This window comes from Bacillus sp. K2I17 (assembly GCF_002209985.1).
GTDB lineage: Bacteria > Bacillota > Bacilli > Bacillales > Bacillaceae_G > Bacillus_A > Bacillus_A wiedmannii.
This window is the reverse complement of record NZ_NJGF01000001.1, coordinates 556,270-572,402: the sequence shown is the minus strand read 5'-3', so window position 1 is coordinate 572,402 and position 16,133 is coordinate 556,270. Positions and strand designations below refer to the sequence as shown.

The following is a 16,133-nucleotide window of genomic DNA, read 5'->3' as shown; positions in this document are numbered from 1 at the left end:
AAATACAATGAAACAACTAACAGGCGCACAAATTCGTCAAATGTTTTTAGACTTTTTCCAAGAAAAAGGACATGCAGTAGAACCTAGTGCATCACTAGTTCCGCATGAAGATCCATCTCTGTTATGGATTAACAGTGGTGTAGCGACATTAAAAAAATATTTTGATGGACGTGTAATCCCGCAAAATCCACGTATTACAAATGCCCAAAAATCAATTCGTACAAACGATATTGAAAACGTAGGGAAAACAGCTCGTCACCATACATTCTTTGAAATGTTAGGAAACTTCTCAATCGGTGATTACTTTAAAGAAGAAGCAATTACTTGGGCTTGGGAATTCTTAACGAGCGACAAATGGATCGGATTCGATAAAGAATTACTATCAGTTACAATCCATCCAGAAGATGAAGAAGCATTCACAATTTGGAATGAAAAAATGGGTGTTCCAAAAGAGCGCATCATCCGTTTAGAAGAAAACTTCTGGGATATCGGTGAAGGACCAAGCGGACCGAATACAGAGATTTTCTATGACCGCGGAGAAGCTTATGGTAATGACTTTAGTGACCCAGAATTATATCCAGGTGGAGAAAACGAGCGTTACTTAGAAGTATGGAACCTTGTATTCTCTCAATTTAACCATAATCCAGACGGTTCATATACACCGCTTCCTAAGAAAAACATCGATACAGGGATGGGTCTAGAGCGTATGACATCTATCGTTCAAGATGTACCTACAAACTTTGATACAGACTTATTCATGCCGATGATTGGCGCAACAGAATCAATTTCTGGTGAGAAGTATCGTAATGGTGACTTAGAAAAAGATATGGCGTTTAAAGTAATTGCTGACCATATCCGTACAGTAACATTTGCTGTAGGTGACGGTGCTCTTCCATCTAACGAAGGCCGTGGTTATGTATTACGTCGTTTATTACGCCGCGCGGTTCGTTATTCGAAGAAATTAAACATCAACCGTCCATTCATGTTTGAATTAGTGCCGGTTGTTGGAGAGGTAATGAAAGACTTCTACCCAGAAGTACTTGAAAAGAAAGATTTCATAGCAAAAGTTGTGAAAAATGAAGAAGAGCGTTTCCATGAAACACTTCATGATGGGGAAGCAATTTTAGCTGAAGTTATCACAAAAGCAAAAGAGGAAAAAACAACTGTTATTTCTGGAGTAGATGCGTTCCGTCTATATGACACATATGGTTTCCCGATTGAATTAACAGAAGAATATGCAGAAGAAGCTGGTATGACAGTTGATCAGGAAGGCTTTGAAAGTGAAATGGAAAAACAACGTGAGCGCGCACGTGCTGCTCGTCAAGAAGTTGATTCTATGCAAGTTCAAGGCGGTGTCCTTGGAGAAGTGAAAGTAGCGAGCGAGTTCGTTGGTTACGGTACAGTTGCAACAGAAAGTAACGTTGTTGCACTTGTGAAAAACGGCGAATACACAGATAGCTTACAAGCTGGTGAAGAAGGGCAATTAATGCTTGATGTAACACCATTCTATGCTGAGAGCGGTGGACAAATTGCAGACCGTGGTTACCTTCTTGCTGACGGCGTGAAAGTACTTGTAAAAGACGTACAAAAAGCACCAAATGGTCAAAACTTACACAAAGTTGTTGTTGAAGAAGGTACATTAACGAAAGATGCGGCTGTGAAAGCTATTATCGACACGAAAAACCGTAGTAGCGTTGTGAAAAACCATACAGCAACTCACTTACTACACCAAGCATTAAAAGACGTACTTGGAACGCATGTTAACCAAGCAGGTTCTCTTGTAACTTCTGAACGTTTACGCTTTGATTTCTCTCACTTCGGTCAAGTACAAGCTGACGAATTAGAAAAAATTGAGCGTATCGTAAACGAGAAAATTTGGGAAAGTATTGATGTTGAGATTTCTCAAAAAGCAATTGAAGAAGCGAAAGAAATGGGCGCAATGGCATTATTCGGTGAAAAATACGGTGATGTTGTACGCGTTGTACAAGTAGGCGATTATAGCTTAGAGCTTTGCGGTGGTTGTCACGTTGATAACACAGCTTCAATTGGTATTTTCAAAATCGTTGCTGAGTCTGGTATCGGTGCAGGAACGCGTCGTATTGAAGCAGTAACTGGTAAATCTGCATACGAATTAATGAACGATCAAGTAGGTTTATTAAAAGAAGCAGCAGGAAAAATGAAAACAAACCCGAAAGATATTTTAACAAGAGTGGATGGTTTATTTGCTGAAGTAAAACAACTTCAAAAAGAAAACGAATCTCTTGCTGCAAAATTAAGCAATATTGAAGCTGGAAACTTAACTGATTCAGTAATGACAGTTGATGGCGTAAACGTATTAGCAGCGAAAGTAAACGTTGCAGATATGAACAACTTACGTACGATGATGGATGACCTGAAAAATAAATTAGAGTCTGCAGTTGTCGTATTAGCGTCTGTAAATGATGATAAAGTAAACATCTTAGCTGGCGTAACGAAAGATTTAATTAGCCAAGGTTACCATGCTGGTAAACTTGTGAAAGAAGTAGCTTCTCGTTGTGGCGGCGGTGGTGGTGGCCGTCCTGACATGGCTCAAGCAGGCGGTAAAAACCCAGCGCAAGTTGAGGAAGCTTTAGCATTTGTACAAGAGTACGTTAAATCTGTTTCAAAATAAAGAGATAGTAGTGTACAATGGTAGGGAGAGGAGAAGTTCTTCTCCCTATACTTACTATATAAGTGAGGTGCTTGAAATGGACGGTTTTGATAAAACAATGAAGTTTAGCATTCAAGATGAAAAACAGAGTGTCCATGTAAATGATGTACTTTTAACTGTGTATGATGCACTTCAAGAAAAAGGCTATAATCCGATTAACCAAATCGTCGGTTATTTATTAAGTGGAGACCCAGCATACATACCTCGCCATAAAGATGCACGAAGCATCATTCGCAAGCTTGAACGTGATGAGTTAATTGAAGAGCTTGTGAAGTCGTACTTGAAACATCATCGTGAGGAGTAGTTTATGCGGATATTAGGTTTAGATGTAGGTACAAAAACAGTCGGAGTTGCAATGAGCGACGAAATGGGCTGGACAGCGCAAGGGCTGGAAACAATCAGGATTAACGAAGAACGAGGCCACTTTGGTTTTGACCGTATTTCTGAGTTAGTAAAGCAGTACAATGTGGACAAAATAGTAGTAGGTTTACCTAAAAATATGAATGGTACAATTGGCCCACGTGGTGAAGCGTGCCAGCAATTTGCAGAAAACCTGCGAAATCTGTTACAATTAGAAGTTGTAATGTGGGACGAGCGTTTGTCAACGATGGCAGCGGAACGTCTGCTCATTTCAGCTGATGTGAGTCGTAAGAAGCGAAAACAGGTAATCGATAAGATGGCTGCAGTCGTAATCTTACAAGGATTTTTAGATAGTAAATAAGAGGTGACCAAAATGGAAGAAAATCAAATTACAATTGTAGACGAAAAAGGTAACGAACATTTATGTGAAATTATTTTCACTTTTGATGCTGAAAAATTTGGCAAAAAATCATACGTAGTCTTCTCTCCAATCGGTGAAGTAGACGAAGATGGAGACCCAATTTATGATGCAATGGCTTATGAGCAAAATGAAGAAGAGGGCGGAAGTTTACTTCCAATCGAATCTGAAGAAGAGTGGGAAATGGTACAAGAAATGTTCAACACTCTAGCTGATGAGCAAGAAGCTGAATAATAAGTACTGAAAAGGTGGACGACATATAGTCCACCTTTTTTTATATGTAAAATGAAAGATTTTTTGTCGAAACCGTGTAATCCTTTGTAGTATAATGAGACGGATTGTAGAAAAATAAAATGTCTATCTAAAAAAAGATAAATAAATTTATTGTGTTTTTATATCGTGTTGTATAGAAAGATATACATACGGTCTACAATTTAATTAAGGAGGAAGAGTGTTGATAGAGAATCAAGTGAAAAAAAAGCGTAGACGTCTTTTTTTATTTTCGATTATTGCACTGCTTTTAGTTTGTGGTTCAGTCTATGCGTATATTTCATCCGCATTAGGACCAGTTGATAGCGGGAATAAAAAAGAGATTGAAGTAGAAATTCCAAAAGGATCATCTACTAGTAAAATTGGTGAGATTTTAGAAGAAAAAGGTGCTGTGAAAAACGGTACAGTTTTTAGTTTTTATACAAAGGCTAAATCTAAAAATTTACAAGCGGGTACATATTTATTAAATCCTTCAATGAGTGCCTCAGATGTTATTGAACAAATGTCATCTGGTAATGTACATCGTCCAGCTCTTTATAAAGTGACGATAAAAGAAGGTGCACAAGTAACTGAAATTGCAGAAACGGTTGCAAACGAATTAAAGTGGAATAAAGATGATGTCGTACGTCAATTAAACGATAAAGCATTTATTCAAAAAATGCAGCAAAAGTATCCGAAGTTGTTAACGGATAAAATCTTTGATAGCAATATTAAATATCCATTAGAAGGTTATTTATATCCTGCGACGTACTCTTTCTATAAAAAAGATACGACGTTAGAAGAAATTGTAATTCCAATGCTTGAGAAAACGAATGCAATCATTGTTCAAAACGAGGCAAAAATGAAAGCGAAAAACTGGGATGTTCATCAGCTTTTAACATTGTCTTCACTTATTGAAGAAGAGGCAACAGGCTTTACAGATCGTCAAAAAATCTCTAGTGTCTTTTATAATCGTTTGGAAAAAGGTATGCCCCTGCAAACTGATCCAACGGTATTATATGCACTTGGAAAGCATAAACAACGTGTATTATACGAAGATTTAAAGGTAAACTCACCGTACAATACGTATGTTGTGAAAGGATTGCCGGTTGGTCCGATTGCAAACTCTGGTAAACATTCAGTGGAAGCGGCGTTAGAGCCTGCACAAACAGATTATTATTATTTCTTAGCTGCACCAACTGGTGAAGTGTACTATGCGAAAACATTGGAAGAGCATAATGCATTAAAGCAAAAATATATTACGAAAAAACAGTGAAATGGGGAGGGATAGCGAAAAATGTCGCACATCCCTCTTTTTTGTGGTAAAATATATCGGGTTAAAAACTGGCAGAAGAATCGTTTTTAATATCAAAACGGGACGTACAAGCTAAGGATGAAGCTGGCTTGTATTTTTATTGCATTCTATGTGTGAAAAGACGTCATAGAGGCACTTCTCCATGTAAATAAGGAGGACCATTATGGAGGATGCAGTTAACGAGTACCTATTATCATTTATTGATCCGAAAGATAAATTAATTCTTGAAATGGAAGATTATGCGAAAGAAAATCATGTGCCGATTATGGATCGACTTGGAATGGAATTTATGTTGCAATTTTTACGTTTAATTGGACCAAAAAGCATTTTAGAGCTTGGTACAGCAATTGGTTATTCTAGTATTCGTATGATGCAAGCTATTCCAAATTCTCGCATTGTGACAGTTGAACGCAATCGTGAGCGATATGAAAAAGCACTTGAATATATAGAACGTTCATCAGTTAAAGAGCGTATTTCTGTTATTTACGGTGATGCGTTAGAAACAGGTGAGCAAGTAGAAGAACATGGAACGTTTGACGTTATTTTTATTGATGCAGCAAAAGGACAATATCGTCGCTTTTTTGACTTATATGAACCGTTATTAAACCCTGGTGGGGTAATTATTTCAGATAATGTTATGTACCATGGCCTTGTAACGACAAAAGAGAAAATTGAAAACAGACGTACACGTGGTTTAATCCGTCGTATTAAGACGTACAATGAATGGCTTATGAACCATGAAGGATATGATACAACGATTTTCCCAATTGGTGATGGAGTAGCTGTTAGTAAAAAGAGAGGGTGACCAAGGTATGAAGAAACCTGAATTGTTAGTAACGCCAAAAGCAGTAGTGGATATCGAACCTCTTGCGAAAGCAGGAGCAGATGCGGTAATGATCGGTGAGCAAAAGTTCGGTTTACGTTTAGCAGGGGAATTTTCACGTGAAGATGTGAAACAAGCTGTGAAGATTGCGCATGAAAATGGTGTGAAAGTATACGTAGCAATGAACGCTATGTTCCACAATGATAAAGTAGACGAATTAACAGATTATGTTGCATTTTTAAACGAAGTAAGTGTAGATGCAATTGTTTTCGGAGACCCAGCAGTATTAATGGCGGTCCGAGAAGTAGCGCCAAATATGCAATTGCACTGGAATACAGAAACAACAGCAACAAACTGGTTTACTTGTAACTACTGGGGACAAAGAGGAGCAAAACGCGCTGTATTAGCTCGTGAGCTTAGCTTAGATGAAATTGTTGAATTAAAAGAAAATGCTGAAGTGGAACTTGAAGTACAAATTCACGGTATGACTTGTATGTTCCAATCGAAGCGTTCCTTAGTAGGAAACTACTTTGAGTATCAAGGACGTAATCTTGACATTGAAAAGAAAAAATATGAAGAGAATATGTTCTTATATGACCCAGAGCGTAACAATAAATATCCAATTTATGAAGATGAAAATGGTACTCACATTATGAGTCCAAACGATATTTGTTTCATCGATGAGTTAGAAGAACTAATTGACGCTGAAGTCGCTAGCTTAAAAGTTGATGGTGTACTAAAAAGCTCTGCATACATTATTGAGGTAACGAAGAAATATCGTAAAGCAATTGATTTATGTGTAGAAGATCGTGATGCGTATTATGACGTGAAAGACGATTTATATAAAGAGATAGAAGAAATGCAACCAGTAAATCGTCCGTTAGATACAGGATTCTTCTTTAAAGAGACGGTTTACTAAACGAGGAGGGTGTAGGAAATGACTGTACAAGAAATTTCACGAGTAATCGATGGCAAACGCGTTATTGTGAAGAAACCTGAACTGTTAATCCCTGCGGGTAACTTAGAAAAATTAAAAGTAGCTATCCATTATGGGGCAGATGCTGTATATTTAGGTGGACAAGAATTTGGTCTTCGTTCGAATGCAGGTAACTTTACACTGGAAGAAATGGCAGAAGGTGTTGAATTTGCAAAGAAATATGGAGCAAAAATATATGTAACAACAAATATCTTTGCACATAATGAAAATATGGACGGGCTAGAGGAATATTTAAAAGGGATTGAAAAAGCTGGCGTAACGGGAATTATCGTTGCTGATCCGCTTATTATTGAGACTTGCAAACGTGTAGCGCCTTCTGTTGAAGTGCATTTAAGTACACAACAATCACTATCCAACTGGAAAGCAGCACAGTATTGGAAAGAAGAAGGTTTACATCGTCTTGTATTAGCTCGTGAAGCAAGCTATGAAGAAATGAAAGAAATTAAAGAAAAAGTGGATATTGAAATTGAAGCATTCGTCCATGGTGCAATGTGTATCGCATATTCAGGCAGATGTACGTTAAGTAACCATATGACAGCACGTGACTCTAACCGTGGTGGTTGTTGTCAATCTTGCCGTTGGGACTATGATTTAGTTCAAACAGTATCACAACATAAAGATGCAAAAGAGCTTCCTCTATTCCAAGAAGAAGATGCTCACTTTGCAATGAGTCCAAAAGACTTAAATTTAATTTTATCAATTCCGAAAATGATTGAAATTGGAATTGATAGCTTAAAAGTTGAAGGACGTATGAAATCAATCCATTACGTAGCAACTGTAGCAACGGTATACCGTAAAGTAATTGATGCGTATTGTGCGGATCCGGATAATTTTGAGTTTAAACAAGAATGGTTAGATGAGCTTGATAAATGTGCAAATCGTGATACAGCTCCCGCATTCTTTGAAGGGGTTCCAGGACATCAAGAGCAAATGTTTGGAAATCATAGTAAGAAAACAACGTATGATTTCGCTGGTTTAGTGTTAGATTATAATGAAGAAACAGGCATCGTAACGATTGAGCAACGTAATCATTTCAAACCAGGACATGAAGTGGAGTTCTTTGGGCCAGAAATAGAAAACTTTACGCAGACGGTGGAGAAAATTTGGGATGAGGATGGAAACGAATTAGATGCAGCGAGACATCCGCTGCAAATCGTGAAATTCAAAGTGGATCAACCAGTGTATGTGAATAATATGATGCGCAAAAGCATACTTCAATAAGAAAGAGTTGATAGTCGAATGGGGACGAATAAGCCTGTTGTAATTGGAATTGCTGGTGGTTCGGGATCAGGTAAAACGAGTGTAACGAAAGCGATTTTTGACCATTTTAAAGGTCATTCTATTTTAATCTTAGAGCAAGATTATTATTACAAAGATCAAAGCCATTTACCAATGGAAGAGCGTTTAAAAACAAATTATGATCATCCGCTTGCGTTTGATAATGATCTGTTAATTGAACATTTGCAGCAGTTACTTGCATATGAGCAAATTGATAAGCCTGTATATGACTATACATTGCATACGCGTTCAGAAGAAGTTATTCCAGTTGAGCCGAAAGATGTAATCATTTTAGAAGGAATTCTTATTTTAGAAGACCCACGTCTTTGTGAGTTAATGGACATTAAGCTATTCGTTGATACAGATGCAGATCTTCGTATTTTACGCCGCATGCAGCGTGATATTAAGGAACGCGGCCGTACGATGGATTCAGTTATTGATCAATACGTAAGTGTTGTACGTCCAATGCACAATCAATTTATTGAGCCTTCTAAGAAATTTGCGGATATTATTATCCCTGAAGGTGGACAAAACCATGTTGCAATTGATATTATGGTGACAAAAATTGCAACAATTCTTGAACAAAAAGTAAATTTGTAATAGCATAGTAAAAGATATACGATAGGAAGGGATTTTTTCCCTTCCTATCGAATACAATGAAACATGCAACCTCATCTATATATAGGTGAGGGCATATTTATATCAACTTTCCATACATATCTTCTTTATATAAAGAGGAATTGGGAATACGGGGTTGTATGTGACAACTCCGCTAGTACAGGCGTGCTAGAAACCTCCGCTATACATATAAGTGGGGGAGTTTTCATATGGAACTCCTCTTTTTTTTCGGGGGATTGGTATATAAAAGGAGTGGAAAATATGGCAACAGAAAAAACATACCCTATGACGCAAGAGGGTAAGCAAAAGCTAGAGAACGAACTTGAAGATTTAAAAACGGTAAAACGTAAAGAGGTTGTAGAGCGAATTAAGATTGCACGTAGCTTCGGAGATCTTTCTGAGAACTCTGAGTATGATGCAGCGAAAGATGAGCAAGCGTTCGTAGAAGGACGTATTACACAATTAGAAAACATGATTCGTAACGCAGTTATCATCACAGATAACGGCGAAGAGTCTACAGTTGTTACATTAGGTAAAACAGTAACATTTAAAGAGTTACCAGGTGGAGATGAAGAATCTTACACAATCGTAGGTAGCGCAGAAGCAGATCCATTTGAAGGAAGAATTTCTAACGATTCTCCAATTGCAAAAAGCTTATTAGGTAAGCAAATTGGTGAGAAGGTAGCAATCCAAACTCCAGGTGGAGAAATGCAAGTAGAGATTATCTCTGTAAAATAATAAAAAATCACTCGTGTAAAAGCGAGTGATTTTTTTATTTGTATAAAAGATGAAACACTCCGTCCAAACTATAATAGACGAGGTGTTTTTTTATGAAAATAAAACGGAGAATTACAATTGTTTTAATTTTTTTTATATGTATCATGTTTATTTTACTTTGTCGTTTAATTCAAATACAAATTATAGATACAGAATCATTTACAGATCGTAAGATAAATTTAATTGAAAAAAGTGTTACACAACGGACGCAGTCCATTACGGTAGATGATGGACGAGGCCATTTTATAGATCGGAACGGTAAGGGAATAGGTGAGAAAAAGTATCCTGTTTTAATTGTTTTTCCATTTCTACAAATAAAAAATGACATGTTAGAGAAAATTGCGCATATCATTGGTGTGTCGAGACAAGAGATTGAAAGTCAAATGAAAGACAAGAAAAGTGCATTTATCATGCAAAGGGGAAATGGTCCATTTCGCTTGGCACGAGAGCAGATGGAGAAGGTAAATCAATTAAATGTATTAGGTATTGTAGCAGCTGAAGTTCGTTTACGGCAAACTGGCAGGGTGAATCATTTAATTGGCGATGTGGGGGAGAATGAACGAGAATTTCAAAAACGATACGGAGAAGTAAGAAAAATTTCAGGGCAAACGCCAATTGGTATTTCAGGATTGCAGCAATCATTTGATGAATTTCTTTTGACCGATGGAGAGGCAAAAGTATTGTATCAAGTGGACCGACAAGGGGAACCGATTTTTGGAAAACAAGCGAAATATACTGCGCCTGGAAATCCGTTTTATCCAGTGACGATTCAAACAACTTTACATAACAGGTTACAGCAAAAAGCAGAAGAAGTGGTTGAAGCAAGCGAAATAAAGAAGGGGGGATTAGTATTACTTGATGTAAAGACAAATGAAATTTTAGCGATGGTCAGTAAACCATCTGTGCAGGTGAAGGATGAGCGTTTATATACAACTACACTTGAAAATCAAATGTTGACACCACATTTTCCCGGTTCTGTTTTTAAAACAATAGTTGCAGCGGCAGTGATTGATCAAAATGAAAATGTGTTTAATCGTACATTTAATTGTAATCAAGATTTATATGGTGAAGACCACCCACAAGTTATGATGGGTACACTTAGTTTTAAAGAGAGCTTTGCTAGAAGCTGTAACAGGACATTTTCAGAGTTAGGTAATGAGCTAATACAAAAGGATAAGATGGTGTTAGAAACTTACGTAGCAGCGTTAGGAGCCGCTAGTAAGGTTGGATGGAAAGGTTCTGTATTTCATACAACTCATTTTGAGCAAATGCCAGAGGAGAAGAGGGTTACGATTTGGGGTAGTGAAGGAAATAAGAATAGTAAAAAGGCGGTAGCGCAAACAGCAATTGGACAAAAAGATGTACGTATGTCACCTCTAGCGATTGCAAATATGATGGCGACGATTGCTAGAGGTGGAGAAAAGATGGAAGTGAAAGCTGTGGAAAAAATAATGTATAAAAATGGAACGGACTTCTATACATTTGAAGACCATACATTAGGTGGAAAACAGCTTTCCTATGAAACGGTGAAAACATTACAAGAGTTATTAAGGGGTGTTGTAACAACGGAGAAAGGAACAGGAGCAGCATTCAGGTCGTTACCACTAAGTGTTGCCGGAAAATCTGGGACAGCGCAAACAGGAAAAGGGATGAAAGTGAATCGTTGGTTTGCGGGTTATTTTCCATATGAAAATCCAAGATATGCTTTAGTTGTCGTGGATATAGAAACGAATAGCAATGTAAATAAAGTTACACCTATTTTCAAAGCTATCGTAGAATCAATCTATCGATTAGAGAATGAAAAGTAATCTTGCAATTCATAGTGAAATGTTTTCATTTCGTGAAAATATTATTGTAAATGTTCAACCTTTCTAGATTTAATGTTACAATAGCAAGTATGAAAAACTGCATGGAGGTTTGAAGAATGGCAGGAGGATCTAGATTCCAACAGAAACAACAAAAACGTCGTCAAAACGGTGTTTTAAATATTGCAATTGCAATTGTATTAATATTAGTAGCTATTGTATCATATCAATTGTTTGTTCCTGAAAGAAAAGAACAAGCGTCTTCTAGTGATAAAAAAGTAGCTCAGCAAACAACAAAAGAGAATAAGTCTGAGAAAGCTAAAGGCAAAGAAGAGACGAAGAAGAACGAGCAAGATAAGGCAGAGGCTAAGAATAAGGAAGAAGAGAAGCAAAAGGCTGAAGAAGAACAGAAAAAAGCTGAAGAAGAAGCGAAAGCTAACGAGAAAGTACCAGCTGAAAAAACACAGCCAAAGGCAACTGACGCTTATACGAAGTCTTCTTGGAAGCCAGTAGGTACAGAGCAAGGTGCAACACCTGCGATGACGTTTAAAAAAGGTACAGCAGATTGGAATGAGATGAACCAAGCAATTTCAGCTGCAATTGACGTTCCAGTAGAGCAATTAGTTATTCATCGAATCGGAAATAACGGTAAAAATAAAGCTTACGGTAACGTACAAGATAAACAATCAGGTAAAAAATATTATGTAAATATTGATTGGGTAGAGAATGAGGGCTGGAAACCAGTACTTGTTCAAACTCTAAACTAAAAAAGAGAGGCTCCTTAGGAGCTTCTCTTTTTTGTTAACGCAATTTTTTTAATTTAAAATGAACAACCGCGCTATAATACGGTCTTTTGCTTTCAGGATCCATAACCATTTGATGTGAGATGTGATGAACTTCAAGCATAAGTGCTTTATTATTATCAATTTGTTCACTAATTTTTCGTTCTAAAGAAGCTAAGTCTCCCGCTTCAAAAAATTCTACTTTATCTTCTAACATTTCAAAGGTAAATGACATGAAGACGGCCCCTCTCCTGTTTAATCAACTATAGTGTAACAAAGAAAAGAAGGAAATACCATGTACATTTCAATTGACATTTTTAGAAAGAGGGCATATTATACTGATAAAACCGATAAGAAAAAGGGGAATTTTTATGGGTACAGAATTTAATGGTTTATTTGATGAGTGGGCTCATACGTACGACTCATTTGTACAAGGCGAAGATATACAATATAAAGAAGTTTTCGCCCATTATGAGGACATTCTAGAGGATGTAGTTAACAAGTCATTTGGTAATGTATTAGAATTTGGTGTTGGTACTGGCAATTTAACAAATAAATTATTGTTTGCTGGACGCACAGTTTACGGTATAGAACCGTCACGTGAAATGCGCATGATTGCAAAAGAGAAATTGCCAAAAGAATTGTCCATTACAGAAGGTGATTTTCTTTCGTTTGAAGTCCCAAATTCAATTGATACCATAGTAAGCACCTACGCATTTCATCATTTAACAGATGATGAAAAAAATGTAGCGATTGCGAAGTATAGTCAATTGCTAAACAAAGGTGGTAAAATAGTGTTTGCTGATACGATATTTGCAGATCAAGATGCATATGATAAAACTGTTGAAACAGCAAAACAAAGAGGTTTCCATCAGTTAGCAAACGATTTGCAAACGGAATACTATACACGTATTCCAGTCATGCAGTCTATTTTTGAAAACAATGGCTTCCATGTAACGTTTACGAGATCAAATCATTTCGTTTGGGTAATGGAGGCAACTAAGCAATAGAAAGAGGGATTAGATTGAGAATTGCTGTAATTGGAGCAATGGAAGAAGAAGTACGTATTTTACGTGACAAATTAGAACAAGCAGAAACAGAAACGGTTGCGGGTTGTGAATTTACGAAAGGACAATTAGCAGGACACGAAGTAATCTTGTTAAAGTCTGGTATTGGTAAAGTAAATGCAGCGATGTCAACGACAATTTTATTAGAAAGATATAAGCCTGAAAAAGTAATTAATACTGGTTCAGCTGGTGGCTTCCATCATTCTCTAAACGTTGGAGATGTAGTTATTTCAACAGAAGTTCGTCATCATGACGTAGATGTAACAGCATTTAACTATGAGTATGGTCAAGTACCAGGAATGCCGCCTGGATTCAAGGCTGATGAAGCATTAGTTACATTAGCTGAGAAATGTATGCAGGCAGAAGAAAATATTCAAGTTGTAAAAGGTATGATTGCAACAGGTGATTCATTTATGAGTGATCCGAACCGCGTTGCAGCAATTCGTGATAAATTTGAAGACCTTTATGCAGTAGAAATGGAAGCAGCAGCTGTTGCACAAGTATGCCACCAATATGAAGTTCCGTTTGTTATTATTCGTGCGCTTTCTGATATTGCAGGTAAAGAATCAAATGTTTCATTTGATCAATTTTTAGATCAAGCAGCTCTTCATTCTACAAACTTTATCGTAAAAGTACTAGAAGAGTTAAAGTAATGTAACAAAAAGGCAACTGTCTCATATAAAGAAAATACATACAGTTGCCTTTTCTTTATTGGCAAATAAGGGGGAGAACACGATGAATGTATATCGTGGAGTTCATGAGTTGATTGGTCATACACCAATTGTAGAAATTACTCGTTTTTCACTTCCAGAAGGGGTCCGTTTATTTGCAAAGCTTGAATTTTATAACCCAGGTGGAAGCGTTAAGGACCGTTTAGGAAGAGAATTAATCGAAGATGCGCTAGAAAAAGGGCTTGTTACCCAGGGTGGAACAATTATTGAACCAACTGCTGGAAATACTGGTATTGGACTGGCACTTGCAGCGTTACAACATGATTTACGCGTTATTGTTTGTGTACCAGAGAAATTTAGTATTGAAAAACAAGAATTAATGAAAGCACTAGGCGCAATGGTCGTGCATACACCGACTGAGCAAGGAATGACCGGCGCAATTGCAAAAGCAAAAGAATTAGTAAATGAAATACCGAATTCATACTCTCCAAGTCAGTTTGCGAATGAAGCAAACCCGCGTGCTTATTTCAAAACACTAGGTCCTGAACTGTGGGATGCACTGAACGGAGAGATTAACATATTTGTTGCAGGAGCAGGAACTGGTGGTACATTCATGGGAACTGCATCTTATTTGAAAGAAAAAAATATAGATATAAAAACGGTTATTGTCGAACCAGAAGGATCTATTTTAAATGGTGGTAAAGCTGGTTCGCATGAAACAGAAGGGATTGGCCTTGAATTTATCCCGCCATTTTTGAAAACATCTTATTTTGATGAAATTCATACAATTTCTGATCGAAATGCATTTTTACGAGTGAAGGAATTAGCGCAAAAAGAAGGACTGCTCGTTGGGAGCTCTTCCGGAGCAGCATTTCATGCAAGTTTACTTGAAGCAGAGAAAGCGGCGCCAGGTACAAATATTGTAACGATTTTTCCTGATAGTAGTGAGCGTTATTTAAGTAAAGACATATACAAAGGATGGGAATAAAAAATGAGAGCAAAGACAAAGTTAATTCATGGTATTCGCATAGGAGAACCTTCAACTGGATCTGTAAATGTACCGATTTATCAAACAAGTACGTACAAACAAGAAGCAGTTGGTAAGCATCAAGGATATGAATATTCACGTACAGGCAACCCAACACGTGCAGCTTTAGAAGAAATGATTGCAGTATTAGAAAACGGTCATGCTGGTTTTGCATTTGGTTCAGGAATGGCTGCTATTACAGCTACAATTATGTTGTTCTCAAAAGGTGACCACGTTATTTTAACAGATGATGTGTATGGTGGAACGTACCGCGTTATCACGAAAGTATTAAATCGCTTCGGCATTGAGCATACATTTGTAGATACAACAAACCTAGAGGAAGTTGTAGAAGCGATTCGTCCAAATACGAAAGCGATTTATGTGGAAACACCAACGAACCCATTACTGAAAATTACTGATATTAAGAAAATATCTACTCTTGCTAAAGAGAAAGATTTATTAACAATTATCGATAACACATTCATGACGCCATATTGGCAGTCGCCGATTACTTTAGGAGCAGACATTGTACTTCATAGTGCAACGAAATATTTAGGAGGTCATAGTGACGTAGTTGCAGGCCTAGTAGTTGTAAATAGCCCGCAATTAGCAGAAGACCTTCACTTTGTACAAAACTCAACAGGAGGCATTCTTGGCCCACAAGATAGCTTCTTACTACTTCGTGGTTTAAAAACATTAGGAATTCGAATGGAAGAGCATGAAACGAATTCACGTGCAATTGCTGAGTTTTTAAATAACCATCCAAAAGTAAATAAAGTATATTACCCAGGTCTTGCATCACATCAAAACCATGAACTAGCGACAGAACAAGCAAATGGATTTGGTGCTATTATCTCATTTGATGTAGATAGTGAAGAAACATTAAATAAAGTACTAGAGAACTTACAATACTTTACACTTGCTGAAAGTTTAGGGGCAGTAGAAAGTTTAATTTCTATCCCATCTCAAATGACACATGCATCAATCCCAGCAGATCGTCGTAAAGAGCTAGGAATTACAGATACATTAATTCGTATTTCTGTCGGTATTGAAGACGGTGAAGATTTAATTGAAGATCTAGCACAAGCGTTAGCATAGTAAAAATGCACTGCTCATATAGGCAGTGCATTTTTATTACATCTTTTTGTGAAAAACTTCACAAAATAGACATACACAAATGAAATCATTTCATGTATATTAAGTTCATGAAGTGTTACTCACGAACAAACTTGTGAAATATTTCACAAACAATGAGGT

General features: G+C 37.1%; 17 protein-coding genes. 16 read left to right on the top strand and 1 reads right to left on the bottom strand.

All coding sequences use genetic code 11. The features are described 5' to 3' along the window. Positions 1-7: 7 nt before the first annotated feature. The 12 genes from alaS (at position 8) to CER22_RS03205 (ending at position 12,096) form a co-directional block, all read left to right on the top strand. Positions 8-2,650, top strand: a complete 2,643-nt coding sequence (alaS, locus tag CER22_RS03260) for an alanine--tRNA ligase (protein ID WP_088608172.1) — start codon at positions 8-10, stop codon at positions 2,648-2,650. 76 nt (positions 2,651-2,726) lie between these two features. Continuing rightward, positions 2,727-2,993 (top strand): IreB family regulatory phosphoprotein, encoded by a 267-nt coding sequence (locus CER22_RS03255; RefSeq protein WP_000348590.1) that lies wholly within the window; start codon positions 2,727-2,729, stop codon positions 2,991-2,993. A 3-nt stretch (positions 2,994-2,996) separates the two neighbouring features. Further along, entirely contained in the window at positions 2,997-3,410 is a 414-nt protein-coding gene (gene ruvX / locus CER22_RS03250; protein WP_001221204.1) for a Holliday junction resolvase RuvX, read from the top strand. Between the two features lie 12 nt (positions 3,411-3,422). Next, the gene (locus CER22_RS03245; RefSeq protein ID WP_000392245.1) at positions 3,423-3,701 is read left to right on the top strand and encodes a DUF1292 domain-containing protein; all 279 of its coding nucleotides are present in this window, start codon (positions 3,423-3,425) and stop codon (positions 3,699-3,701) included. A gap of 220 nt (positions 3,702-3,921) precedes the next feature. Beyond that, positions 3,922-4,992 (top strand): endolytic transglycosylase MltG, encoded by a 1,071-nt coding sequence (gene mltG, locus CER22_RS03240; protein WP_087985288.1) that lies wholly within the window; start codon positions 3,922-3,924, stop codon positions 4,990-4,992. 202 nt (positions 4,993-5,194) lie between these two features. After that, the gene (locus tag CER22_RS03235; protein WP_046956307.1) at positions 5,195-5,836 is read left to right on the top strand and encodes an O-methyltransferase; all 642 of its coding nucleotides are present in this window, start codon (positions 5,195-5,197) and stop codon (positions 5,834-5,836) included. A 7-nt stretch (positions 5,837-5,843) separates the two neighbouring features. Further along, positions 5,844-6,773, top strand: a complete 930-nt coding sequence (locus tag CER22_RS03230) for a peptidase U32 family protein (protein WP_000742789.1) — start codon at positions 5,844-5,846, stop codon at positions 6,771-6,773. 18 nt (positions 6,774-6,791) lie between these two features. Then, positions 6,792-8,072, top strand: a complete 1,281-nt coding sequence (locus CER22_RS03225; RefSeq protein ID WP_000217969.1) for a peptidase U32 family protein — start codon at positions 6,792-6,794, stop codon at positions 8,070-8,072. An 18-nt stretch (positions 8,073-8,090) separates the two neighbouring features. Further along, positions 8,091-8,729 (top strand): uridine kinase, encoded by a 639-nt coding sequence (gene udk / locus CER22_RS03220; protein ID WP_000537082.1) that lies wholly within the window; start codon positions 8,091-8,093, stop codon positions 8,727-8,729. Between the two features lie 279 nt (positions 8,730-9,008). Then, a complete protein-coding gene (greA, locus tag CER22_RS03215; protein WP_000179964.1) occupies positions 9,009-9,485 on the top strand; it encodes a transcription elongation factor GreA in 477 nt (158 codons plus the stop codon). A 92-nt stretch (positions 9,486-9,577) separates the two neighbouring features. Further along, positions 9,578-11,332: a peptidoglycan D,D-transpeptidase FtsI family protein gene (locus CER22_RS03210; RefSeq protein WP_088608171.1), complete on the top strand. Its 1,755-nt coding sequence runs from the start codon at positions 9,578-9,580 to the stop codon at positions 11,330-11,332. 116 nt (positions 11,333-11,448) lie between these two features. Next, positions 11,449-12,096 carry a YrrS family protein gene (locus tag CER22_RS03205; RefSeq protein WP_060488236.1) on the top strand — a complete coding sequence of 216 codons (648 nt, stop codon included), beginning with the start codon at positions 11,449-11,451 and terminating at the stop codon, positions 12,094-12,096. A gap of 34 nt (positions 12,097-12,130) precedes the next feature. Here CER22_RS03205 and CER22_RS03200 read toward each other — a convergent pair whose 3' ends face one another. After that, a complete protein-coding gene (locus tag CER22_RS03200) occupies positions 12,131-12,346 on the bottom strand; it encodes a YrzA family protein (protein ID WP_000010984.1) in 216 nt (71 codons plus the stop codon). 136 nt (positions 12,347-12,482) lie between these two features. On the opposite strand from CER22_RS03200, the gene CER22_RS03195 reads away from it, so the two are divergent. The 4 genes from CER22_RS03195 to CER22_RS03180 all read left to right on the top strand — a co-directional run bounded on the left by CER22_RS03195 (position 12,483) and on the right by CER22_RS03180 (position 15,974). Beyond that, positions 12,483-13,121 (top strand): class I SAM-dependent DNA methyltransferase, encoded by a 639-nt coding sequence (locus CER22_RS03195; RefSeq protein ID WP_088064455.1) that lies wholly within the window; start codon positions 12,483-12,485, stop codon positions 13,119-13,121. Between the two features lie 14 nt (positions 13,122-13,135). Continuing rightward, positions 13,136-13,831: a 5'-methylthioadenosine/S-adenosylhomocysteine nucleosidase gene (mtnN, locus tag CER22_RS03190; protein WP_048531328.1), complete on the top strand. Its 696-nt coding sequence runs from the start codon at positions 13,136-13,138 to the stop codon at positions 13,829-13,831. Between the two features lie 82 nt (positions 13,832-13,913). Continuing rightward, complete coding sequence (locus CER22_RS03185; protein ID WP_088608170.1) at positions 13,914-14,837, top strand: O-acetylserine dependent cystathionine beta-synthase; 924 nt, start codon at positions 13,914-13,916, stop codon at positions 14,835-14,837. A gap of 3 nt (positions 14,838-14,840) precedes the next feature. Beyond that, positions 14,841-15,974, top strand: a complete 1,134-nt coding sequence (locus CER22_RS03180) for a bifunctional cystathionine gamma-lyase/homocysteine desulfhydrase (protein ID WP_046956311.1) — start codon at positions 14,841-14,843, stop codon at positions 15,972-15,974. Positions 15,975-16,133: the final 159 nt, after the last annotated feature.